Source organism: Bacillus sp. FSL H8-0534, from assembly GCF_038005885.1.
Classification (GTDB): domain Bacteria; phylum Bacillota; class Bacilli; order Bacillales; family Bacillaceae_G; genus Bacillus_A; species Bacillus_A pseudomycoides.
Map to the genome: position 1 here is coordinate 190,951 of NZ_JBBOUC010000001.1, position 23,405 is coordinate 214,355.

The following is a 23,405-nucleotide window of genomic DNA, read 5'->3' on the forward strand; positions in this document are numbered from 1 at the left end:
AAATAACAGAACAGTTATATAATAAAAGGATGTAAATAAAGGGAGGGGAAAATTATGTTAGCATTTGATCATCTCGTTCATACCGTTAGGTGCACACCAAAGGAAGCAGAAAAGCGAATGGAGGAGCTTGGATTTCATACGGTACAGGGCGGAGAACATACAAACTGGGGGACATGGAATAGTTTATGTTATTTTGACTTATCTTATATTGAATTTTTAGCAGTGCAACATGAAGATACAGCGAAACAAGCGGATAATCCACTTGTTCAGGAAACTGTAGAGAAATTACGAGATAGAGAAGGAATGCTGCAAATTGCTCTTCGTACAGATCATATTGAAGAACTTGCGGTAAGGTTCATGGAAAAAGGGTTACAAGTTAAAGGGCCGTTTGAAGGAAAACGAATGAGAAATGACGGTCATCTTATCGAATGGAAAATGTTATTTGTGGAACAGGAAGATAGTGGACCGAAATTACCTTTCTTTATACAGTGGGAAGAATCTGATGAGAGTAGGAGATTCGATTTACAAGAAGTGGGCGTCATTGTCCCGCATAGCAACGAGGTAAAAGAAATTCAGACAATATATTATGCTGTGAAAAATGCACGTGCAACAGTAGAAAGATGGAAAGAGATACTCGAAGTACAAGTGACTTTACCTGAAATTCATCAAGAATGGAATGCGCTTTGTCAAAGTGTATTGCTTGAAAATGTAAATGTGCAGTTTTGTGAACCTATTGGTGAAGGGTTCGTGCAAGAATGTTTGTTAAAATATGGAGAACTTCCTTTTGCTGCTGAACTTCAAGGAGCAAATACACAGAAGAAAAAACAACAAATTTTAGGGAATGTATACATATATTAATTGGAGTGGTCTATGTGGAAGAGGTGCTAAGGGAGTTAGAACAACAATTGGATTGTCCTCGTATAGTAAAATGTACTTTGATTCCAAAAGGTTTTTCATTTGATAAAAAATATAAAATTGAATTAGAAAATGATGAACGCTATTTTATTAAAGTGTGTGATATGTCAACTAGTGAACGTAAGCGCGAAGAATATGAATATACGCGTCATTTTGAATCATTAGGTATACCAATACCAAAACCAGTTCATTTTATAAGGCTTGTTAGATTAAATCAATGTGTACAAGTATTTGAATGGGTTAACGGAGAAGATGGTGAAGATATACTTGGAAAGTTGACTGAGAAAGAGCAATATTTGGCTGGAAAAAGGGCAGGAGAAGTCTTAAAGACAATTCATACAGTGAAGAAAAAGAATGTAGAAGAATCTTGGGAAACAGCTCGATGGAATAAATACGAGAGATATTTGCAATTATTAGTGGAATACGAGGTGGATTTTATTGACTTGCAATCGGTGTTAACCTTTGTAGAAAATCATAAGAATTTATTGCGAAATCGTCCTACTGTGTTTCTGCATGATGATTTTCACCCAGCAAATATTATGATTCATCATAATGAATTTCGTTCAGTAATCGATTTTGCGAGGTTTGATTTTGGGGATCCCATTCATGATTTTTATAAAACGGCCTTGTTTACAATTGATATAAGTGAACCATTTGCTGTTGGACAAGTCCATGGGTATTGTGATGGGGAGCCGTCACTTCATTTTTGGAAACTATATTCACTGTATGCAGCGATGATTTTTCCAGCAGATATTGTTTGGGCACATAAAGTAACACCAAATTTATTAGATGGAATGAAGGGGAGGTTGAAGCGGATTGTAGACGATCAGAATGATTTTACTTCTTATATTCCAAATTGGTATAAATCTTTTAATAAAGATATAATAAATATAGAATAGTTGGGGGTGTTGATTTGGATAAAATAGCGGTTATTTCAGATATTCATGGTAATATTCCTGCTTTAGAAGCAGTTCTTAAAGACATCAAACTAAAAGGGATAGAACGTATTGTGTGCTTAGGTGATCTAGTAGGGAAAGGACCACATTCTAGTGAAGCAATTGAGATTATTCGGAAAGAATGTGAGCATGTTGTAATGGGAAATTGGGATGATTTTATTACAAAGCCTAGTGATTTCGAAACATTACAATGGCATCAAAAACAATTATCAGAACAGCAGCGGAATTATTTAAGGGAATTACCATTTTCAATTGAATTTATAATGAGTGGGAAACTAATTAGAATGTTCCATGCATCACCTAGAAGCCTATATGAAAGAGTTCAGCCCGGAGCTCCAATGGAACAACGTGTTAGTTTATTTGAAAATAGTAATCTTACAGAAAACATTGAAGGTGAAAGGAAACCGGATGTCGTTTGCTACGGAGATATTCATCAAGCTTATGTGCAAAATTTTCGTGGGAAAACTTTGTGTAATGCAGGAAGTGTGGGTAACCCACTTGAGATTACGCAAGCCTCTTATTTGATTTTTGAAGGCGTATATGGCCAAAAAGAGGCAGCAAGTTTCTCAATTCAACTTGTAAGAGTTCCTTATGATATAGAGCTTGCGATCCGATTGGCTAGAGAAGAAGAAATGCCTGAGATTGATGCGTACATACAAGAATTGACGACAGCTAAGTATCGGGGATTAAAGTAGAATTAGACAAAATATATTCGATAAATCAACATACAGTTCTGTATAAATACTTAAAAATATTAACTATAGGGGAGGGAATATTCTAAAATGATTATTTCGAATATTTAAAATAAAAAGTTAGATAAATGATTGGGAAAGTAATTATAACTTCTAAATAGAGAGAATTAGAAATAGCGAAATCATTAGATACAATGATTTTTCTCCAAATAGGCATGGTTAAAAATCCTTAGGTTGGCAGCTCATGTCTGTATTCAAAAGGTGTATAGTAACCTTAATAAATGATGAAATATGCTAAAAGTTAAAAACTAACGAGGGAATAGAGATGAAAATACAATTAAAGGCGGATTTAATGTTACTATTGGTTACATTTTTTTGGGGGGCATCCATCTTACTTACAAAAGTTGGCCTCAATTACATGCAAGAATATAATTTAATCTCATTACGTTTTATTATTGCTTTTCTTTTGTCAGGTATAGTGTTTTATAAGCATTTAATCAAAATTGATTTTAGAACTATTAAATATGCTTTTATATTAGCTGTTATCTTGTTTATAGTTTATATTTTTGCGACTTTTGGTACAAAGTATACATCGGTTTCTAATGCTGGTTTTTTAATGAGTCTTACAGTGATATTTATTCCAGTATTATCATCTATTTTTTTAAAACAAAGACCTGAAAAAAAAGTTATATTGGGAGTTGTTTTAACAATAGTAGGGATAGGGTTATTAACGTTAAATAGCCAATTAAAAATAGGTTATGGCGATATATTATGTATTTTATGTGCGCTATTTTATGCAGTCCATATCATTATTACTGGAACAATAACGAAGCAGGTTAATTCAATTAGCCTTGGAGTTTTACAACTTGGTTTTGTCGGTCTATTTAGTAGTATTTTCTCAATGTTTATGGAAAATCCTAAACTTCCTAGTACTGTTGAATCATGGTTTTCAATCTTAGTATTAAGCGTATTTTGTACAGCAATGGCTTTCATTGTTCAAATCATTGCACAGCAATATACGAGTCCTACACATACAGGTCTTATTTTTTCATTAGAACCTGTTTTTTCAGCGGGTTTTGCTTTCGTTTTCACAGGTGAAACTCTCACAGCTAAAGGTTATTTAGGTGCAACTCTTATATTATTAAGTGTAGTAATCGCTGAACTAGATTTTAAGAGTTTATTAAAAACAAATTATAAAAAAATATAGGATAGATGTTTTTTATAATACGTTCAAGTTGAGAATATTCATTTATATCATTTTAGCTCATATAAATCAGATTTACTTTTGATAAGTAGTTTTATGCTAATAGTTAGTGTTTGTAGCAAATATGGTATAATTTTTATAGTAATAAAAATCAACGATAAAATTTCTTAATGTTTTGTAAATATCTAACTGAGGTGGACTATTTTTGAAAAAAATGCGCTTATGAATTTCTAAAAATAAAAACTTTAAGTAAATCACATTTGATTATAGTAACAAAAAGGTGTTTTCACGTCTAGAAAGCACCTTTTCAGTCCACAGTTATTTGTTATAGTTTCATACTTGTTTCCGTAGTCTAAAGCATTTTTCATGGAGCGTTAATGCTCCATGAAAAATGTTTTTTTATTTTTGACAAAATTCAATGGCGGTATGTAAACGAGAAATTCCGTCCTCTATTTGATTGATATGTACTTTCCCATACGATAACCGAATATAGCCATCTTTTGCTCCAAAAATACTGCCAGGCATAAAGGCTACTTGCTGTTTTAAACTTTGCATTATAAGCTGTTTTTCGTTAATAGGCTCCTTTAATTTTCCCCATATGTAAATCCCGCCATTAGGATTTGAAAAAGAAATCTTATCTTGAAGATAATAATTTAGGGCATCGACAATGACATCTCTTTTTTGTGCTAACTGATTGCGTAATTGCGTTATATGCGTATCAAATGGAACAGTTTCAAAAAATTGCTGCATGAGCCATTGAGGAAATATACTCAGTCCTAATTCCATTTGATGCCGTGCATCTGATAACCGTTCTACTACTGACTGTGGAGCAACAAGCCAACCGATGCGAAGGCCAGGTGCAATCATTTTGGATAGTGAATGCACATAGATGACGGTTCCATTTTCATCAATGGATTTTAAAGTAGGGCAAGGCTGTTTATTTGCTAATGTTAATAAACTAGATGGATCATCCTCAACGATTGGAATACGTAGGTCTGCGCATAACGATAAAAGTTTTTTTCTTCGATTTGGATGAAGCATCGTACCTGTTGGGTTTTGGAAATTTGGATTTAAAAAAATCATTTTAATTCGGTGCTTTCGATATAGTTCATGCACATCTTCAGGATTCACTCCATGTTCATCAACAGGTAACGGGAAAATACGAATCCCCGCTGATTGGAAGAGGGGTAATGAATAGCAATGTGAGGGGCTTTCAAAAGCGACTGCATCACCTGGGTTTAATAAGCATTGAACGATAAGATGAAGCGCTTGTTGTGCCCCAGAAGTAATCATAATCGATTGCTCTGTTGCTTCAATTTTTAGATAATCTCTCATATATTTCGCTGCCGCTTGTCTTAATGGTAGATAGCCTAGTGGATGATCGTAGCTAAGTGATTGCGTTAAAGGTTGCTCACGTAAAATGTTTTGTAACTGTTCATGGGGAAACAGGTTACAACCAAGTTCTCCATTTGCGAAATCAATTATATTTTCATTTTGCTGGACTTGTTCCCGAATATGTCGAAGTAGTGGTAAATTTGGTAAAAAAGTACCACCTTCTACGAATCCTCTCCAGTTCGGTGTTAATGTTGGAGAAACGCCCCACATATGTGTACTTACACGTGTACCTCTTCCAGTTGTGCTGTCCACAATTCCCATAGCACGCAGTTCATTATAAGCAGTTGTAACAGTACTTCTGTTTACATTCAGTTGGATTGCTAATTTTCGTTCCGAAGGGAGAAAACTACCAGGAGGAAGCTCTCCGTACATAATACGTCTTTCAATAAAATCAACAACTTGTTGATAAATCGGAATCTTGCTGTCATTATCTAACTTCCATTCCATGTATAACGTCCCCTTATTCTTTATCTAGTTTCATTATAACAAATTGGCTGGGTAAAAAAACAGCCAATTGGACGGTGTGGTATCCAGCCAATTTTACTATGCTAAGGTAGTGGAAGGGGAGATTCGGATGAAACGATGGCAAATGGAATGGCTCCTAATATCAGTTGCTTTAGTATGGGGAGCGAATTATACAATTGGAAAATATGGAGTGGCGTATATGTCATCCATTCAATTTAATAGTTTACGATTTTTAGTTGCATCTCCGGTATTATTATTGATTACATTTTTTATGGAACGATCGCTACGAATTGAGAGAAAAGATTGGTTAAGATTATTAGTGGTTGGGATAGTTGGAACAACATTGTATCAAACATTATTTATGTTATCTGTAAAATATACATCAGCAACAAATGCGTCACTATTAATTGCGATGTCACCTATTTTTACAGGGATTTTAGCAGTGTTACACAAACAAGAACGTTTTTCGATGAAGATTCAAATCGGTTCTTTATTATCCTTTAGCGGCGCAGCACTTGTTTTATTAACAGGGCATACGAATCAATCTACATATGAGTATGCTTGGCTTGGAAATCTAATTGGATTAGTTGCTGCGATTGCTTGGGGTTGGTATCCAATTCTTGCACAGCCACTTATTACAAAATATTCGGCAATGCGAGTAACATCTTGGTCTACATTAATTGGCATTGTGCCACTTGTCGTATATTGTTTATTCAACGTAAATACACTAACATGGCCGACAGATACGTTAAGCTGGGGTTCATTAGGTTATTCAATCCTCTTTGCAACAGTCTTTGGACTTGCGATGTGGTATGTTGGTATTAGCAAAATTGGCTCTACAAAAGTAATGGTCTATATGTATCTTGTCCCGTTGTTTGCTGTCATTTTTGCCGCAGTAACAATTGGAGAAAGAATAAATACGATGCAATTGCTTGGCGGACTTGTTATATTTATTGGTTTGTACGTTGTGAAAAAAGGAGCGGTAAAAAAGCCCGCTTTCAATTTGAAAAAAGTAAGTTAATGTAAAAATAGCGTTTGTTTCACTGCCCATTGTTTTATAATTTATATAGAAATATACGTATGGAATTGTAACATAGGGCTTTTTTCAAAGCCCTATGTTTATTCTAATTAGCTTCAATTCTAAGTGCTTGAATATCACGACAGTCCAAAACAATTACAGAGCCAGGTTCTGTTGTGTTATCCACAAAGGTTGCGCAAAAATTATCTGGATTAAAGTTAGTAAAAATAAGATCCTCTAGTGTTGTTCCTGTAAGAAAAACATCTACTTCTGTACCTAACTGTAATCTTTCTAATTGTTCGCAGGCACATTTTGTATGCTTAGTCATATAAAAAACCTCCTTTTCTCGATTTACTATTAATATATTAATCAATCAAATAGAATGTTTGGATTAATAACCCAGTAATACTAATTATTTTGCTAGTTTATATTTTTAAATGTACGGGGCGTGGAAATGAAGGAAGCTGAAGACGCAAAAAAGGTTACAGCATTTTATTATACAAATCAAAAAGTAGAATCGGTAGAGGGACGTATGTGGTTTGTAGAGTTGCTTTTATCTGATGAAGTACGAGTAAAAAGAAGGTGATAATCTTTAACGATATGGAAATGTCTACTTATTACGGAGTGGGCGGTGGTATACGTATTATTTTGGATATGCGTGCTCTATTTCGCTGATAATTGTCTAGGGAAATCGGAATTGAAACGTAAAATAGAAAGGACAGATATTGCAGTTAAAGATGTATTATAGGGTTTTATGAGATGAAAAAGTTAGTTCCTCTGTAGATTTGGTTTTATTTTGTTAGTTTAATAAACTAATTATTATATTATAGAAAATTAATAATATATCATGGTAAAATATACTATATAAATATTGATTATTACATAGATTGGAGAATGGCAGAATGAAATTAAACTTACTAAAAGCGGGGGTACTGACTAGTTTTATGCTTTTATGTTGGTCTTATGAAGAGGTTCCCGCTTCTGCAGCATCTACGTGTGGGCCGTACGGTCAAATTAAGCCGAATCAAAATCCCTCTCGTCAGCACATGAATTGCTTACTAACGAACGCAGCATTAAAAGCAAATGTTCCTCCTGAAGTTGTAAAAGCTGTGGCTGCACAAGAAAGTGGCTGGAAACAATTTGATGGAAACGGCCGGCCAATCATAGCGCAAGACGGTGGGATTGGGATTATGCAAATTACAAATCAGTCCAAGTACGATCAACAAAAGTTAAAATACGATATTGAGTATAATATTCAAGCGGGTGTTGAAGTTCTTCGTGGTATGTATCAGCGAACGGATCTTCCTAAGATAAAGTCTGCTGGACCAGAAGGAATTGAAAACTGGTACTTCCCTGTTATGGCTTATAATGGAACAAAACCTGCAAATAGCCCTTTATATAAGGCTAATGGCCAGAAAAATTCAAACGCTTATCAAGAAAAAGTATTTGCTATTCTTGAACAATACAGTTTTTTAAATGATACGAAATTGGCACAGTTCCCTTTCCGTACAGCTGATTTCGAATATGACCCTAACACTAGCAAAAATATTGTATTTAAAAAGAAAGAGTACACACTAACAGGTTTACATCCCTCTACATACCATCTTAAAACAGGCGACCAAGTACTTGTAACAAGAGATGGAGTGAACTTAAGATCCAAACCCACTTCCGTATCAAGTGGGAAGCCGTTAAGTAAAAATACGAACTTGATTATTCAGGGGAACTTTGCATATGATGAATCTTTAAACAGTAATAATCAGTTTGTATGGTATCCAGTCAAAACGGCAGATCAAAAACTAGTAGGTTATATTTCTTCTGCGTACATTATGAAAAAAGGTGTACCTTTACCTCCAAAGGTGAATGCGGTCACAGATAAAGATAAGGTAGTGACAGGAACAGCTGAACCTAATTCTAGTATCTCTGTAAAATCTGGAACGACATTTATTGGTAAAGGAAAAGCGAATTCACAAGGAGTATTCTCAATTGTGATACCTTTACAAAAAGCAGGGACAAGAATAAGTGTAATAGTAAAGGATAGTGCAGGCAATAGCAGCCCATTTACAACAATAAGCGTACTAGATAAAACACCTCCAACTATCCCAAATGTAAATAAACTGACCAGTAAGGATACAGTGATAACAGGAACAACTGAGCCTAATACAGATGTGAATGTAAAAGTGGCTTCAACTCTTATTGGTAAAGGAAAGGCAAACTCAAAAGGACAGTTTTCAATTAAGATACCAGTACAAAAAATGGGAACGAGAGTAAGCGTAGTAGTAAGAGATAGTGCGGGGAATTATAGCCCATCCAAGGTAATAGAAGTAAGTAAGTAAGTAAGTAAGTAAGTAAGTAAGTAAGTAAGTAAGTAAGTAAGTAAGTAAGTAAGTAAGTAAGTAAGTAAGTAAGTAAGTAAGTAAGTAAGTAAGTAAGTAAGTAAGTGAAATATGTAAAGTATTTACAAGTAGGATCGAAATAGATCGGTCCTACTTGTATTGGCTCTGTTAAAGTAAAATGTTCATAAACGATATTTAAAACACCACCTGTTTGGGTGTAAGTAGTTCAGATAACATGGAGAAAAAGCCTAATCACAGTATAAATAGCGCATGATTTTGCAACACAATTTGCATATTAAATAATAGTATATTTAGCATATAAAAACGCTTGGGATTATCCAAACGTTTTTATATACTATATTTAAGCTTTATTCAACTAAAGCACCTTTGTTCGTATTTCCTGTTGTACAGATAAGAAGCAGATTTTATGAATTGGCTTATAAGTTGAAGATAGGATAGATTTTTAATAAGTGAATAGATGTCTATGTTAATATGAAAATATAAATACTCATAAATCAGATTTAAAAATGTAACTAGTTAAAAAAATCTCAATTTATTAGAGGTGAAAGATATGGTGGAAGAGAGAAGAAGTGTTACAGGATATGAAGAACAATACGATGTTACCCGATCTGGTAGAATTATAATAAAAAAAAATAACCAAGTTCGTCATAAAAAAGGAGATGAATATGGGTATAAGTATGTTCATCTACATAAGAAGGGTACTAGGGAACTCTGTAAAACATTTGATGTATGGCGAGAGGCGTTCCATGATGCGGACATAAGTGAATATAAAGGTATAAAATAGGATTCTAAAAAATAAAAAGAACCAAAATGGTTCTTTTTGTGTTTTTTGAAATAGAAATTATACTGCTTGTACATGAATATTTGAAAGGGGTGAATTTAGTTATGGAGCAGGTAATAGCAGAGTTTTTTTCTCCAAGTAAAAAATATAAAGTTCAAATAATAAAACGAAAAGATGACTTATATACAACGGAAGTCTATCGGTGGATGGAGGATTGTGGATATGAGTTTTGGAGTTTTATGTCTCAAGGGCTGTCTTTGATAGATTGTGAAGAACATGCGCGAAAGATAGCTATTGAACAGTTGAAAGAGTGTTCTAGAGAAAATCTTAATACAGACGTGTTAAAAGATTGAATTAATTAGAATTGAAGTCTTTATCATGTCTGAGTGTGAGGATTAAGATAGGAAAGTTAGAAGCTGCTAAAAAGGTTCGTAATATACACGTTGATTCCACTTAACCGTTTACTACGTTCCTTATAGGTAATCCCTTTCTTTTTTTCTCTTTTGGCTTGTTCTATCAACCTTTTCTCAATGGAATTCTCTAATTAAATAACAATAATAAACGCAGAGAAGGGATAGCTTAATCGCTATCCCTTCATCTTAATTTCACTATCTAATCCCATTGGTTGAAGAAAGTTGTTGTCTGTTTTTATTGAGTGTCTTCATCGCTTTTGTACTCCAAAATATCACCTGGTTGACAATCCAAAGTCTTACATATCGCTTCTAATGTTGAAAAACGAACCGCTTTTGCTTTCCCATTTTTCAGAATGGAAAGATTCGCCATCGTAATCCCAACCCTCTCCGAAAGCTCCGTTACGCTCATTTTTCGTTTTGCTAACATCACATCAATATTAATAATAATTGCCATATTCTCCACCTCAGACCGTTAAATCATTTTCTGATTTTATATTAATAGCTTCTTGTAAAAGTCTTTGGAGAACAGCAGCAAAAACGGCGATCACCATAGAGGCGAAAATAATGACCAATCCGATTGGTATGATACTTGGAGGGTCAACTCTTTCCGCTATGAGATAGTAGAGTGGCATACCTAGCAAGTACAAGGTACTGATCGTGATGGCACAGTATTTTATATTCTTTAAAGCCTTTACCGATAATTCCGAGAACGCTTGGTTCTTATCAATATAGCTTAAAAGTTTAAAAGCTTGATACAGAGCAAAGTAAAAAGGTATGGCTGCCGCGTACATATCGATTAAAACGAGAGATTTCATATAAGCAATATCTGGATACAATTCTCCAGCAAAATTCCCGAACTTAGGCACCAAAAATATGCACAATGCAAGAACTGGGATTCCTATAAAAATAACAGCTAGCTTTAAAAAGAGTGTCGTAACTTGTTTCATAAAATGCACCTCGCTTATTTAATGACAACATGATTTTATCATGTGATTTATCGTTTTACAATAAATTCATATTGTTTTTTATTATATTATTATTGTTATTGAAATATCCTTTTAATTTTGACAAAAATAAAAAGCATTTCTCATTACAAAGAAATGCTCTTACTTTAAAATGTTAAATTTACAACTTGTTCAACAAAACTTCCAAATAGTTTAATAAAGTAAATCAACAACGAAAGATAACAGAACCTTGAAATAAAAAATTTTCATGTGTTAAAAGAAATTAATAACTTATAAAACAAAAAAGTGAGATGAAATTTGTGTTTTGGGGTATTTGCTTTTCTTAGCTTGATGGTGATGTGGCGAGACCCCAATATGTAAAATAACTTAATAATCTATCAAAAGAATTGATCTCGGCATATGGTTTTATTTCGGTGTCATTCTTGATCATATAAGGATTGAACCATATGCCCTTTATATTCGCATTTTGACAGCCACCAATATCTTTTTCTATGTCATCTCCAACGAATAATGCTGCTTCCGGTTGCACATTAAGCTTATTTAATGCTAATTCAAATATACGTTTGTCAGGTTTACTAAATCCCACTTCTTCAGAAATAATTATTATATCAAAACAACTATTTAAATTGGTGTTAATTATTTTAGCCTTTTGTCTCTGAGTTGAGCCATTTGTTATAATTGCAACTTTAACATGCATCTTTATAGTATTTATGATATTTATAGTATTTTGGTTTATAGAAAAACAATGAGGAAAATTATTATTCCAAAAATCTTGAATGTAATTCCGTGGCAATCTATATTTTGGTGGGAATTCATCAAAAAATGATTCCAAAACTTTTACTTTGTCACTGTAGCCATAGCTTCTTTTATCATATTCTTTGAATTTCTGCAACATTTCGTTTTTTACTGAATGTTGTTTAACATCCCCATAGCACTTCTCTAAAATAATTGAAAACAAGTTATCTACTGCCTTATCCCTATCAAGTAAGGTATCATCTAAATCAAATAGCATTGCTTTATAACCCCTCAAACAACTTCACAGCCTTTCTCACATTATATAAATAATCCCTAGTGTTATGGTGACGAATCACTTTAAGGATGATTTTCCCATATATTTTTGATAGATCGAACTAGCCACCACTGTATCTAAAAAAGCTACCCCAACTGATTTAAATAGAGTAATTTCATCAGAGTTTGAACGTCCTTGTTTATGTCCTAAAATAATATCCCCGAGCTCACTATGTACATTTGAAAAATCCCATTCATTTTTTTCGCTTGCAATCAAGAAATCACCAGCTTCATGCTGTACACCTTCTAATGTATCTACAATAATTTTATCGCTGCGCTGTAATGTAGTGAAATCGAGTTCTTGCATATGAGGTTGGTAAGAACCGATTCCATTAATATGAGTACCAGGTTTAATGTATTTTCCATCAAACACAGGAGTAGTGGAGGTGGTACTACAAATGACAATATCAGCCATTGCAACAGCTTCGTCAGCTGATTCCATAATTTCAATGGATCCTTTCCAATTTGGATATAAGGAGAGTAACTGATTTTTAAATTCAAATGCTTTTTGCATTGTACGGTTTACAAGGAGAATACGAGTTAGAGAACGAACTTCCATAACAGCTTGTATTTGCCCGAGTGCTTGAGCGCCGCATCCGATGACAACGCAGATGCTAGCATCTTGACGAGCGAAATGATTTGTCGCAATACCACTCATTGCTCCTGTGCGAAGTGTTGTTAAATAGGAAGCTTCAATTGTCGCGACATGATCTCCAGTATTTGTTTCTGTTAAAACGATTAAGCTTTGTAGTGCTTTTTTCCCTTTTTGCGTATTTTGAGGGAAGATACTAACGATTTTCGTAGATGCAAATTCAATTGGAGCTACATAAGAGGGCATATAAAGGGAGTTTGCCTCTTCTTGAGAGTGTTGTATATTTAGCCTTACAGGTGTTGTAATCTCATTGTTCATATAGTACTGGAATGCCTTTTCGACGTCTTGCAAGCAATCTTTCATTTTATAAGTTTCTTGTACCATTTCTTCTGTAATATGAATCATTTCAATTATCCTCCTTTTAATAGAAAAGGGGGAGTTGAAAATCCCCCAATTGACTAGGCTTGTATATCTTGCTTTTGTACATTTTCTGCAATTTGCTTTGTTGAAACGGCAGTGATAGCGATTAAAGAAATGCAGCAAGTAAGTACAATATATAAAGCTACCGGAACCCAAGAATTGTTATACACATTCATTAAATAAGCAGCAATCATCGGTGCTGTCCCACCAGCTAATGCAGCTCCTAATTGATAACCTAGCGTAACGCCAGTATAGCGTACTTGAGTGGAGAAAATTTCAGAGAATAATGTACCTAATACGGCGGTTACAGGTGCCCATAAAATACCTAAACCGATAACAGTTGCGAGAATGATAGAGAAAGTTGTTCCTTGGTTTAGTATTAAGAAATAGGGAAAAGCATATAAGAGAATTGCAATCGTGCCCCATATGTACATTTTCTTTCTTCCAATTGAATCTGAAAGTTTTCCCATAATCGGAATCATAATAGTAGTAATGAGCATAGCGATTGTAACTGCGTTTAAGACAGTTGTATTGGGTAGTTTTAGCTGCGATGTCCCATAAGAAACAATGAATGTCGAGAAAATATAGAAGGGACCTGTTTCCGCTACCTTTGCTCCTGTAGCGATAAGTACAGATTTCCAATGATGACGTAAAGTGTCAGCAATAGGTAGTTTTGAAATATTTCCGCTTTCTTTTGCTTTTTTGAAATCTGGTGTTTCATCTAATCCGTTTCGAATCCATAACCCTATGAATACCAATACGGCACTTAAAATAAATGGAACTCGCCATCCCCACGTTACAAATTTATCACCAGAAATCATTGTCATGAAAGAGATCGCAGCAGTTCCGAGTAACATTCCAATTGTTACACCTGTTTGAGGGATGCTACCAAAAAGTCCTTTTTTTTCCTTCGGTGCATATTCTACGGCTAATAGTAAAGCACCACCCCATTCGCCGCCAATTCCTAATCCTTGAATAATTCTTAGTAATATTAAAAGAATAGGAGCTAGTATACCGATAGTTTCGTATGAAGGAAGCAAACCAATGCATACTGTCGCCCCTCCCATCAGAGATAGGGTTAACACAAGTGTCTTTTTTCTTCCGATTTTGTCACCGATATGACTAAAGATAATCCCTCCAAGTGGACGGATAAAAAATGGAATACCAAAAGAAAGATAAGAAAGCATGAGTGCGACAAGAGGATCTTCGTTTACAAAAAACAATTTGTTAAATACAAGTGCAGCAGCAGTTCCATATAAGAAGAAATCAAACCATTCGATAGAACTACCAATTAAACTAGCTATGAGTGCTTTTTTCTGGACAGAGTTTTGTTGATTCATCAGTTCACCTCTTTTGCTTTTAATATTCTAATTATTAAGAATATTTTATATAAAATGTTTTTATATGTCAAAGTTTTAGGACGTGGAGGAAGTATTGTTTTAAATAGCAAATATTATAAAGTGATGTTTTTCATTAGAATGGAAGGGGTTTAGAATAGTAGATATTTGTATTTACCTAATAATCAGAAGTATAGATAAAATGGGGAATAATAGGATGAGAGGAAGAGAGAAATGAAAGTAAGACACCTTCAAGACGAAGATTATGTAACGATTCATTCCGTGCTTAATGAGTGGTGGGGCGGGAGAAATATGGCTGATATGTTGCCGAAACTTTTTTTCGTTCATTTCCGAGAAACAAGTTTTATTATCGAGCAGGATGGGGAGATTACAGGGTTTTTATGTGGATTTTTCTCACAAACATATACCGATGAAGCATATGTTCATTTTATTGGAGTAAATCCAAAGCATCGAAGAAAGGGCATAGCTTCTACATTATACTCTTATTTTTTCGATGCAGCTCGCGCAAATAATCGTCATATTGTAAAAGCGGTAACTTCTCCGGTAAATAAAAAATCAATTCAATTCCATCAAGAAATTGGATTTGAAATTGAAATAGGTGATGGGGAAGTAGATGGAGTATCTGTACATACAAATTATGATGGGGATGGAGGGAGCAGGGTATTATTTGTGAAGAAGATGTAGAAAAGTATTATGAAAACTTTCATTTACATGGTGAGACATGGCGAATCACCAAAAACAGAAGAAAATAAAAGAACAAGAGGGTTAACTGAAAGAGGGAAATTAGATACTTATCGAATAACTGATATATTACAAGGGGAAGGTATTGAGGTTTTTGTTTCAAGCCCATACCACCGATCCATCCTAACTATTCAGGAGTTAGCTAAACGTTTAGGGCAAGAAGTTTTAGTATTTGAAGATCTAAAAGAGAGGGTTTTTTCTGCTGAAGACAAGCGAATATCTGATAAGGAATTATTACCTTTGTTAAAAAAATCATTTTCTGATCCAAACTTCGCTTTAAAGGGAGGAGAGTCTAATGCAGTTTGTCAGAACCAAGCTATAAAAGTTTTAAAAGAATTATTAAAGACTTATCGGGGCCAGAAAGTAGTATTAGGCACCCATGGAGCTGTTATGACTTTGATGATGGGATATTATGACAATCAGTACGGTTTGAACTTTTTACTACATACATCAAAACCGGATATATACAGAATGGAATTTCATGATCAGGAATTGGTGGAAGTTAATAGGTTGTGGAAATGTTAATAGAAGTGTTTATTTGCCCTACTATCTAAAATCGTGGTTTGGAAAAAGGATATTTGTATAATGGAATTCTCTTGAAACTATTACCACACCTATTCGCAAACATAGTTACATTTATAAATTTTAGAGGTCAAAAATGTTAGCAATTTCATTAATTTTCATGGCTTTGGGAATTGAAGAAAAGCAACAACATTTTTTATAGAGCATAATAAGTAAGCACCTTTTTTTCATCACCCCCATAACTTTTTAACCAGGAAAATCGTTATATAAAATGAATACTAATTTTATAAGTTATGAAAATGAATGGGGGAAAATTATGAAGGTCCTTATATTAGGAGGTACTCGTTTTTTAGGAAGAGCTTTAGTAGAAGAAGCATTGAAAAGAGGGCATGAAGTCACCTTATTTAATCGTGGCACGAATAAAGATGTATTTCCTGAAGTAGAGCAGCTAACCGGCGATAGAGGCAGTGATGTATCATGTTTAGCAAATCGAAAATGGGATGTTGTAATGGACACATGTGGATTTTCTCCTCATCAAATTAAAAAAATCGCTGCTGTACTTGGAGATAACATCGAACATTATACATTTATATCAAGTATCTCTACTTACAAAGATTGGATTCCACTTCATATTAAGGAAGGCTATCGTGTACAGCCTATGCCGCCTAGCGATAAGTTGAAAGCGGTTGAGGATGGGGAAATATCTCCTTACGAGTATTATGGAGCACTTAAAGTTTTATGCGAAGAAGAAGTAGAAAAATATTGGCCGGGGCGTGTTTTGCATATAAGAGCAGGGCTTCTTGTTGGACCATTTGACTATTCAGATCGACTCCCGTACTGGGTTCAGCGTGTAGCACAGGGTGGGAAAATAATGGTGCCAGGGCGTTCAGACCGTCCTGTTCAACTGATTGACGTGAAAGATGTGGCAACCTGGGCATTCGATATGGCAGAAAACAGAAAAGTAGGCAAGTTTAATGTAACAGGGCCGAATAATGAATTGACGATAGAAGAACTATTAAATACTTGTAAAGCAGTAACAAATAGCGATGCTGAATTTGTATGGGTAGAAGAACAATTTTTAATTGAGAATAAAGTACAGCCATGGACGGAGATGCCTTTATGGATTCCTGAAACTTTCCCATTAGAAGGGGAAACAGAGCCGTGGAAAGGTGGTTTTTTCATCAGTATAGAAAAAGCTGTTAACGCTGATCTTTCTTTCAGGCCTATTGAAGATACCATTTGTGATGTATATCAATGGGAGAAATCGAGACAGGATACAGAACGAAAGGCAGGTATATCAAGAGAAAGAGAGGCCGAATTGCTAGAGGTTTGGTTTCAGAAGGAGATATTATGATGAGAGTATATACTCATCAAGCAGAGAAAAAATTTTGCAAGGAAATAGATTCTGCTAAATTGGGAATCCAAAAGATCTGATATGATTGTGTAATAAAATTTAGATTTCAAAAAAATATTCTTGCCCCGTCTTAAATTTAGACGGGGTTATATGCGTTTGGGACTTTGAAATTTTGTGCGTACGCTCTTATTTTTAGAAAAAATAATATTTTCAAAATATATACTTGAATGAAGTATATATTTTTGTTAAATTTATCCTATGGATAGAACAAGTTTAATTAAAGGTCATTTAGAGATGTGTGTGTTATCTATTTTGTCAAAGGGTAAAAGTTATGGATATGAAATTATGAAGGAGTTAGAAAAACACAATTTAAAACTGAAAGGAGTAGGAAGCATTTATCCCATTTTGACTAAGCTCAAAGATCAAGAATGGGTTCACACTTACCGTGAAATGACAGAAAGTGGTAAGGTTAGAGTTTATTATGAAATGAATGAAAAAGGGGAAATGTATCTTCAGAAAAAAATCAACGAGTGGTTGGAGTTACAACAGGATATAAAATCCCTACTGCAAAGTGGTTTGAAAGGAGAACATTTCGAATGAACATGAGATTGAATATGGAAGAAACACAATTCTTAAATGAAGTTCTTGAAGAGTTAAAACAATACAAAGTAAGTTCAAAGAACAGAAAAGTTATTAAACAGCAACTTTTAGAACATATTCAAGAATGTCGTGAACATGGCCAAGATAGTCTAAATGATTTAGGAGATACAACAACATTTATCAAAGATTTTTTAGAAATGAATGAAATTGATCTTCATTCTGAAATAAAACAGATACGAAAATCAAAAAATAGAACAGGCATTTTATTTGTGATTGGATTCCTTACTTCAATTGTTACCTACCTCACTTCACAACTCTTACTATCTATGTTTTTAACAGAATCATTTAATCCACTACATACTAATAATTCGTTTGACTATAATATTTTGTATCAGATAGCAGATAATTCTTGGTGGAATTCTCTGTTAATGATTACCAGCGTTTCTATTTCCATACTAATTTCCACGCTGATAGTGTTTTATATAAGAAAAGTAAATATAAGCAGGTGAATGTTAATATGAAAATACTAAAATTCATGGTCATTTTTATATGCTTATTATGGAATGTGGTGATTTTATTTCTACCAGCCTCGAAAGTCTCCGCAGAAAAAGATATTAAGAATACTATAGACAACTATGTAGAAACTTTTTTAAAAGAACATCGAATTCCAGGAGCTTCGATTGCTATTGTTCATGAAAATGATTTATTTTATTCTAAAGCATGGGGTGTAACGGAAGAAACTGAGGAAAAAGTAACGACTGAAACTCCCTTTACTATAGGTTCGATAAGTAAATCATTAACAGGTTTAGCTATAATGAAATTAATGGAAGAAGGTAAAGTTGACCTTGAAGATCCAGTTCAAAAATACATCCCATGGTTTACACTTAAAGATAAAGAAGCAGCATCAAACATAACAATTAAACATCTGCTTACTCATTCAAGTGGAATTAGTACGTATTCTGGTTTATCAATATCAGATAAAGAATCTAAAGACTTTCATGCTATTAAAAACAATGTAGAAAACCTATCAAATGTTACACTTACCGTTTCACCTGGAGAAAAGCATCAATATAGTAATGCTAATTTCCTGATTCTTGGTGCTCTTATTGAAGAAGTTACCAATCAAACATATTCTGACTACATGAAGCAGGAAGTATTTTTACCATTAGGTATGAAAAGTGCCGCGGCTGATAATGATACTGCATATAAAAAAGGATATCTTGCTGGTTATCAGTCATGGTTTGGAATCCCTAGAAAAAGTTCGGTAACATATGATAATGGAGGAGCACCATATGGGTACATAACGGCAAGTGCAGAAGATATGCTTCAATACATTAAATTCCTTAGCCGACAAGAGAATGCCAATTTTTTAACTGAAAATACTATGAATCTTTATGTATCACCGCATGTTCAAACAGGTGAAAACCGCTACTATGGCTTAGGGGTAAGAATCACAAATCCAGTTTCTGATGAAAAAATGATATGGCATTCAGGCTCAACCCCTGATTCACATGCAGAAATGTTTTTTATACCGAAAACGGGTTGGGGCGGTGTGATTCTCACCAATAAAAATCATATTTTGGAAGAAGAGGCACTTTCCTATTTGAAGCAAGGTATTATAAATGTAATAAATGGAAATGAACCAGTTGATATACCTTCAAATACTCCTATTGTTCAATTGGTTACAATTGGGGTAATATGTTTACTTTTTGTAATGCTCGTTTATTTGTTGATAAAGATGAAATCAAAAAAAATTCGTAAAAGAAGCGTATGGTGCATTTCTGGTATTATTTTCTTAGTGCTATCTATCGCTACAATTCCGGTACTCATTTATAGTACGGATTCTCCATGGCATGCGATTTATGTGTTTTCTCCAGATTTAGCTTATTTATCAATTGGAGTAGTTATCCTGTTTGCGCTTAATGGATTGTTTTCTATTATCATCGCTTATAAGCAAAATTTGCAAGTGAAATATTTTAGTAGTTAAATCTAATAATCATATAAGGGTGGTACATAACAATGGATCTTACATTCAAATCAGAAAAAACGTGTTTTAACTATCGAGTCGGCGCGATATGTAAACATAATAATAAAATGTTAATGATTCAAAATGAAGGGGAAGATTTCTGGTATATACCAGGTGGACGAGTGCAGATGCTAGAAAGCAGTGAATCGGCAGTGAGAAGAGAACTTAGGGAAGAACTAGGAGTAGATGTTGATGTGAAGAGACTGCTTTGGATGGCTGAAAATTTTTTCACATATGATGAACATCAATTTCATGAAATCAGCTTTTATTATAAAGTAAATTTACTGGAGCTGCCTGCAAAGGGAGAGGATTCTTTCTTTCTTGAAGAAGACGGCAAAAGGTATGTATTTCAATGGGTACCTTTAGAGCATGTAAGTGAATATAATTTGAAACCAGATTTTCTAAAGGATAAAGTGAATGAGTTGCCTATTCATATGGAGCATATTGTTAGGAATGGATAAGAAGAGATAGGAAGATAAGAATTGGGACTTTACTTATAACTAATAAGATGATTATGGGGGGAATAACAAGAAAAGTATAAGCTTACAAAGTCTGTATGAAAAAACAATATTCCTAAATATGGAATTATAGTATAATAGAAGAGAAACACAAGGAAATGAGGGGAACAGCTATGATTACATTGCAACAAAAGCTGGAGCAATACACACATATATATGCACAGTTAAAAGGGGAACTAAAATGGAAAACTAGTGATTCTCGGACAGGGATGATGATTGCCGCTATGTATGCAGGCAGTGATAAGTCGTTTCATCTTGGGCGTTTTTTAGAAATCAGTAATTATATTAAGGATCAGGTAGGGATGTTTTCCTATTTAAAGTCCTATCATCGCTTTGTGGTTGCCGCAACATTAGATATTCACTTTACCCATTACAAAGAAGCGTTTCAGAAGTTTCTAGACTTATATGAACGATTAGTCGCTGGTGGTTTTAGCCGGAGTATATTTACTTATTTGGCAGCAGCTGCGCTTTTACCAGAAGAAACTGGGCAGCATGACGTACGCATTCAGCGGTCAATGCAAGTATATAAGCGCATGAAAGAGGATCACTTCTTTCTTACAAGTACAGATGATTACCCGCTCGCTGTTTTACTAGCAGGACAATCAGAGAAAGTAGAGACGCTTATGGATCGAGTGGAACGTCTCTATCAGAAGCTGGCGGCAGCTGGTATGTACAAAGGGAATAATCTTCAATTTTTAAGTCATATTCTTTCTCTAAAGAAGGATGTCAGTGAAGATATTTTAGTAGCACAGTGCACAAACATATGGAATCTGCTAAAGCGAGAAAAGGTAAAAGTAAAACAAATGCATTATCCGGCTATCGGGCTACTAGCGTTGCTTGAGGATGGAGAGAAAGAGGTTCATTCTATTCGAGCATTCATTGAAAAATTGCAGGGGGACAAATTATTCCGCTGGCATACGGATGCAAATATTCTTATTGCTATCCAATTGTTCGTAAGTCAGAAAGGTGCGGAAAGTCAGGCTGCCAACACAGGTTTACAAACAATGATAGAGGTTCTTATACAGGCACAGCAGGCTGCTATGATCGCAGCAATTACAGCTTCTACAGCAGCGGCATCAGCTAGCAGTGGATCATAACGTGCAATGCGCGGCATGAACTTTTTCAAAAAGGGTTACATAGACTGAGAAGTCGCTTGTCTGCTGACAAGCGACTTCTTAGTCTATGTTAAATTAATGAGGTAAGCGTCAAATATTCCCCACCTACTTTTTGTAAATAGCCCATGAGATAATCTCCTTACATACTATATGTTACATGTGGAGTTTTTTAATCCAAATTTGGCTTCTCCACCAATTTTATCCCGCTATTTTAGGACAGTAAGACTCCCACCTCAAAATTCGGCAAAACAAAGAAGTTAGGTGGGAGATCGACTGTCCGTAAAAGCCCGATTGGTGAGGGCTGATTAAAGTTTCACTTTATCGAAAGATGTTAAATCACTAAAAAATATTTGCATTTTTAGGAAGTTGTATATCGGTTTCATATAAGTGCAGTAAGTATAAGAAATGCCATTCAATAACTTTTTCTAGTATCCCTCTATCATTTAAATCTCCTGTTAATGATAAAATCTTTTATTCTTAAAAAAACATAAACTTCAATAATATGAAAGAAAATAAATGAACATATATTTAGAAAATTATAATATATTATATGGTGTTTTTTTCTATACTGTATACAAGAAACATTACAATTATCAATTTTATCCCGCATTAACGGATAGTAACACTCCCACCTCAAAATTCAACGAAAGCAAAGAAGTTAGGTGGGAGATGAACTGTCCGTAAAAGCCCGATTGGTGAGGGGTGATAATCAATGGGGGGTGGAGAAAACCCCCACTGATTAAAGTTTCTCTTGATTACAAGCATCAGTTTTCGGTCGTTAGCACATTACAAAATGGAGGTTGTTACAATGAGTGTAAACGTAGAACAAGTTAGATTGGCAAATGATGATGAAACTTATAGAAAGTTAAATATTCATCCTACAGAACCGCAGCCAAAAGAGGATGGCATGCGCACAGATGGAAGGGAGGGTTCTTTTGAGTGGTGGTATACTGATGCCGAATTTGAGGACGGAACAACTGTAGTGACTACCTTTTACACCAAAAACCACTTTGATGTTCTTGGACCAGCATGGCCTACAGTCCAAATTGATATTACATATCCTGATGGCACCAAAATCCTTATGTCTTCTCAAGAGGCTAAAGGCAGCAGGCTTAACGCTAAAAAAGATATTTGTGATGTCAATATCAACAAATCCTACCTCAAATACCAAGATGGACAATATATCCTTCATTTTGAAGAAGGATATATTAAATATCATGCTACAATGACGTCAAAATTACCGATGTGGCGTCCAAACACCGGTCATTGGTTCTACGGAGACCAAGATGAGCACTTCTTTGCATGGTTTATTGCTCAACCATCCGCGACAATCGAAGCTACTTTGACTATTGGTGATAAAATGATTCAATTAAATGGGACTGGTTACCATGATCATAACTGGGGCAATATCGGCATGGAGAAATTGATGAATCATTGGTATTGGGGAAGAGCTAAAGTTGATGGTTTTGACATCATTGCTTGCGATATTATTGCTGAGAAGAATTATAACTACAAAAGGTTGCCTGTGTTTATGTTAGCCAAAGATGGAAAAATAATATCGGACGATCAATCTCTTACTAAAATTCAGAGAGAAGATATTATAGAACATCCCGAAACGAAAAAGTTTATGGATAATCATTTAATATACCTTCAACCTATTTCAAGTTTTGAGTCTTATACAGTAGAATTTATTAGAAATAGGGATATTGTTTCAATAAGTTTATTAGACAATTTGGATTCTACTCAGGCTTTGATAGCCAAAAAGTCAGGGGCTAACCCTACCTATACTCGTATCTTAGGGGATGTTCACCTGACTCATGAATTGAATGGTGTGAAAAAAAATTATAAAGCTGAGGGTTTATGGGATCAAATGTTCTTCGGGAATAATAAATATGCTATCATCAACAATTAGCTAAGAGAGAATGAATAGCTT

25 protein-coding genes are annotated in these 23,405 nt (G+C 34.5%); 18 read left to right on the plus strand and 7 right to left on the minus strand.

Going from position 1 to position 23,405, the window contains the following annotated elements; all coding sequences use genetic code 11:
- The first annotated feature begins 54 nt into the window (after positions 1-54).
- From MHH71_RS01110 to MHH71_RS01125, 4 genes are all read left to right on the plus strand, one after another.
- Positions 55-858, plus strand: coding sequence for a VOC family protein (locus MHH71_RS01110; RefSeq protein WP_006095194.1), 804 nt, complete (start codon positions 55-57; stop codon positions 856-858).
- A 14-nt stretch (positions 859-872) separates the two neighbouring features.
- Positions 873-1,814, plus strand: coding sequence for an aminoglycoside phosphotransferase family protein (locus MHH71_RS01115; protein WP_006095195.1), 942 nt, complete (start codon positions 873-875; stop codon positions 1,812-1,814).
- A 14-nt stretch (positions 1,815-1,828) separates the two neighbouring features.
- Positions 1,829-2,566: a metallophosphoesterase family protein gene (locus MHH71_RS01120; protein ID WP_003198232.1), complete on the plus strand. Its 738-nt coding sequence runs from the start codon at positions 1,829-1,831 to the stop codon at positions 2,564-2,566.
- Between the two features lie 322 nt (positions 2,567-2,888).
- Positions 2,889-3,770 (plus strand): DMT family transporter, encoded by an 882-nt coding sequence (locus MHH71_RS01125; protein ID WP_006095196.1) that lies wholly within the window; start codon positions 2,889-2,891, stop codon positions 3,768-3,770.
- Between the two features lie 396 nt (positions 3,771-4,166).
- Here the strand turns inward: MHH71_RS01125 and pdxR are convergent, their stop codons facing one another.
- Complete coding sequence (gene pdxR / locus MHH71_RS01130) at positions 4,167-5,609, minus strand: MocR-like pyridoxine biosynthesis transcription factor PdxR (RefSeq protein ID WP_006095197.1); 1,443 nt, start codon at positions 5,607-5,609, stop codon at positions 4,167-4,169.
- A gap of 127 nt (positions 5,610-5,736) precedes the next feature.
- On the opposite strand from pdxR, the gene MHH71_RS01135 reads away from it, so the two are divergent.
- Complete coding sequence (locus tag MHH71_RS01135; RefSeq protein WP_033797787.1) at positions 5,737-6,648, plus strand: DMT family transporter; 912 nt, start codon at positions 5,737-5,739, stop codon at positions 6,646-6,648.
- Positions 6,649-6,751: 103 nt separating this feature from the next.
- On the opposite strand, the gene MHH71_RS01140 is transcribed toward MHH71_RS01135, so the two are convergent.
- Positions 6,752-6,973: a hypothetical protein gene (locus MHH71_RS01140; RefSeq protein WP_003198239.1), complete on the minus strand. Its 222-nt coding sequence runs from the start codon at positions 6,971-6,973 to the stop codon at positions 6,752-6,754.
- A gap of 126 nt (positions 6,974-7,099) precedes the next feature.
- Here MHH71_RS01140 and MHH71_RS01145 point away from each other — a divergent pair, with 126 nt between their 5' ends.
- The 4 genes from MHH71_RS01145 to MHH71_RS01160 all read left to right on the plus strand — a co-directional run bounded on the left by MHH71_RS01145 (position 7,100) and on the right by MHH71_RS01160 (position 10,133).
- Positions 7,100-7,231, plus strand: coding sequence for a hypothetical protein (locus MHH71_RS01145; RefSeq protein ID WP_255261188.1), 132 nt, complete (start codon positions 7,100-7,102; stop codon positions 7,229-7,231).
- Positions 7,232-7,547: 316 nt separating this feature from the next.
- Positions 7,548-8,978 carry an Ig-like domain-containing protein gene (locus tag MHH71_RS01150; RefSeq protein WP_006095200.1) on the plus strand — a complete coding sequence of 477 codons (1,431 nt, stop codon included), beginning with the start codon at positions 7,548-7,550 and terminating at the stop codon, positions 8,976-8,978.
- A gap of 571 nt (positions 8,979-9,549) precedes the next feature.
- Positions 9,550-9,783 (plus strand): 3-ketosteroid-delta-1-dehydrogenase, encoded by a 234-nt coding sequence (locus MHH71_RS01155; RefSeq protein WP_206777239.1) that lies wholly within the window; start codon positions 9,550-9,552, stop codon positions 9,781-9,783.
- 101 nt (positions 9,784-9,884) lie between these two features.
- Positions 9,885-10,133 carry a hypothetical protein gene (locus MHH71_RS01160; RefSeq protein ID WP_029426850.1) on the plus strand — a complete coding sequence of 83 codons (249 nt, stop codon included), beginning with the start codon at positions 9,885-9,887 and terminating at the stop codon, positions 10,131-10,133.
- 295 nt (positions 10,134-10,428) lie between these two features.
- Here the strand turns inward: MHH71_RS01160 and MHH71_RS01165 are convergent, their stop codons facing one another.
- The 5 genes from MHH71_RS01165 to MHH71_RS01185 all read right to left on the minus strand — a co-directional run bounded on the left by MHH71_RS01165 (position 10,429) and on the right by MHH71_RS01185 (position 14,578).
- Positions 10,429-10,647 (minus strand): helix-turn-helix domain-containing protein, encoded by a 219-nt coding sequence (locus MHH71_RS01165; protein ID WP_004434885.1) that lies wholly within the window; start codon positions 10,645-10,647, stop codon positions 10,429-10,431.
- Positions 10,648-10,657: 10 nt separating this feature from the next.
- Entirely contained in the window at positions 10,658-11,140 is a 483-nt protein-coding gene (locus MHH71_RS01170) for a DUF2975 domain-containing protein (RefSeq protein ID WP_003198256.1), read from the minus strand.
- Positions 11,141-11,480: 340 nt separating this feature from the next.
- Positions 11,481-12,170, minus strand: a complete 690-nt coding sequence (locus MHH71_RS01175; protein WP_006095203.1) for an HAD family hydrolase — start codon at positions 12,168-12,170, stop codon at positions 11,481-11,483.
- Between the two features lie 75 nt (positions 12,171-12,245).
- Complete coding sequence (locus MHH71_RS01180; protein WP_006095204.1) at positions 12,246-13,223, minus strand: ornithine cyclodeaminase family protein; 978 nt, start codon at positions 13,221-13,223, stop codon at positions 12,246-12,248.
- 53 nt (positions 13,224-13,276) lie between these two features.
- Positions 13,277-14,578, minus strand: a complete 1,302-nt coding sequence (locus tag MHH71_RS01185) for an MFS transporter (RefSeq protein WP_006095205.1) — start codon at positions 14,576-14,578, stop codon at positions 13,277-13,279.
- A gap of 231 nt (positions 14,579-14,809) precedes the next feature.
- On the opposite strand from MHH71_RS01185, the gene MHH71_RS01190 reads away from it, so the two are divergent.
- The 9 genes from MHH71_RS01190 (at position 14,810) to MHH71_RS01230 (ending at position 23,384) form a co-directional block, all read left to right on the plus strand.
- On the plus strand, positions 14,810-15,280 hold the full coding sequence (locus MHH71_RS01190; RefSeq protein ID WP_003198267.1) for a GNAT family N-acetyltransferase: 471 nt from the start codon (positions 14,810-14,812) through the stop codon (positions 15,278-15,280).
- Positions 15,281-15,289: 9 nt separating this feature from the next.
- Positions 15,290-15,862, plus strand: coding sequence for a histidine phosphatase family protein (locus MHH71_RS01195; RefSeq protein ID WP_033798951.1), 573 nt, complete (start codon positions 15,290-15,292; stop codon positions 15,860-15,862).
- A gap of 313 nt (positions 15,863-16,175) precedes the next feature.
- Positions 16,176-17,213: an SDR family oxidoreductase gene (locus MHH71_RS01200; protein ID WP_033798952.1), complete on the plus strand. Its 1,038-nt coding sequence runs from the start codon at positions 16,176-16,178 to the stop codon at positions 17,211-17,213.
- Positions 17,214-17,471: 258 nt separating this feature from the next.
- Complete coding sequence (locus tag MHH71_RS01205) at positions 17,472-17,813, plus strand: PadR family transcriptional regulator (RefSeq protein WP_006095208.1); 342 nt, start codon at positions 17,472-17,474, stop codon at positions 17,811-17,813.
- Complete coding sequence (locus MHH71_RS01210) at positions 17,810-18,322, plus strand: hypothetical protein (protein WP_033798953.1); 513 nt, start codon at positions 17,810-17,812, stop codon at positions 18,320-18,322. The genes MHH71_RS01205 and MHH71_RS01210 overlap by 4 nt, the downstream gene beginning before the upstream one ends.
- A gap of 8 nt (positions 18,323-18,330) precedes the next feature.
- Positions 18,331-19,800: a serine hydrolase domain-containing protein gene (locus MHH71_RS01215; protein ID WP_033798954.1), complete on the plus strand. Its 1,470-nt coding sequence runs from the start codon at positions 18,331-18,333 to the stop codon at positions 19,798-19,800.
- 32 nt (positions 19,801-19,832) lie between these two features.
- Positions 19,833-20,300: an NUDIX hydrolase gene (locus MHH71_RS01220; protein ID WP_033798955.1), complete on the plus strand. Its 468-nt coding sequence runs from the start codon at positions 19,833-19,835 to the stop codon at positions 20,298-20,300.
- A 170-nt stretch (positions 20,301-20,470) separates the two neighbouring features.
- The gene (locus MHH71_RS01225) at positions 20,471-21,454 is read left to right on the plus strand and encodes a DUF4003 domain-containing protein (RefSeq protein ID WP_033798956.1); all 984 of its coding nucleotides are present in this window, start codon (positions 20,471-20,473) and stop codon (positions 21,452-21,454) included.
- An 826-nt stretch (positions 21,455-22,280) separates the two neighbouring features.
- Positions 22,281-23,384 carry a lipocalin-like domain-containing protein gene (locus MHH71_RS01230; protein WP_033798957.1) on the plus strand — a complete coding sequence of 368 codons (1,104 nt, stop codon included), beginning with the start codon at positions 22,281-22,283 and terminating at the stop codon, positions 23,382-23,384.
- Positions 23,385-23,405 lie beyond the last annotated feature (21 nt).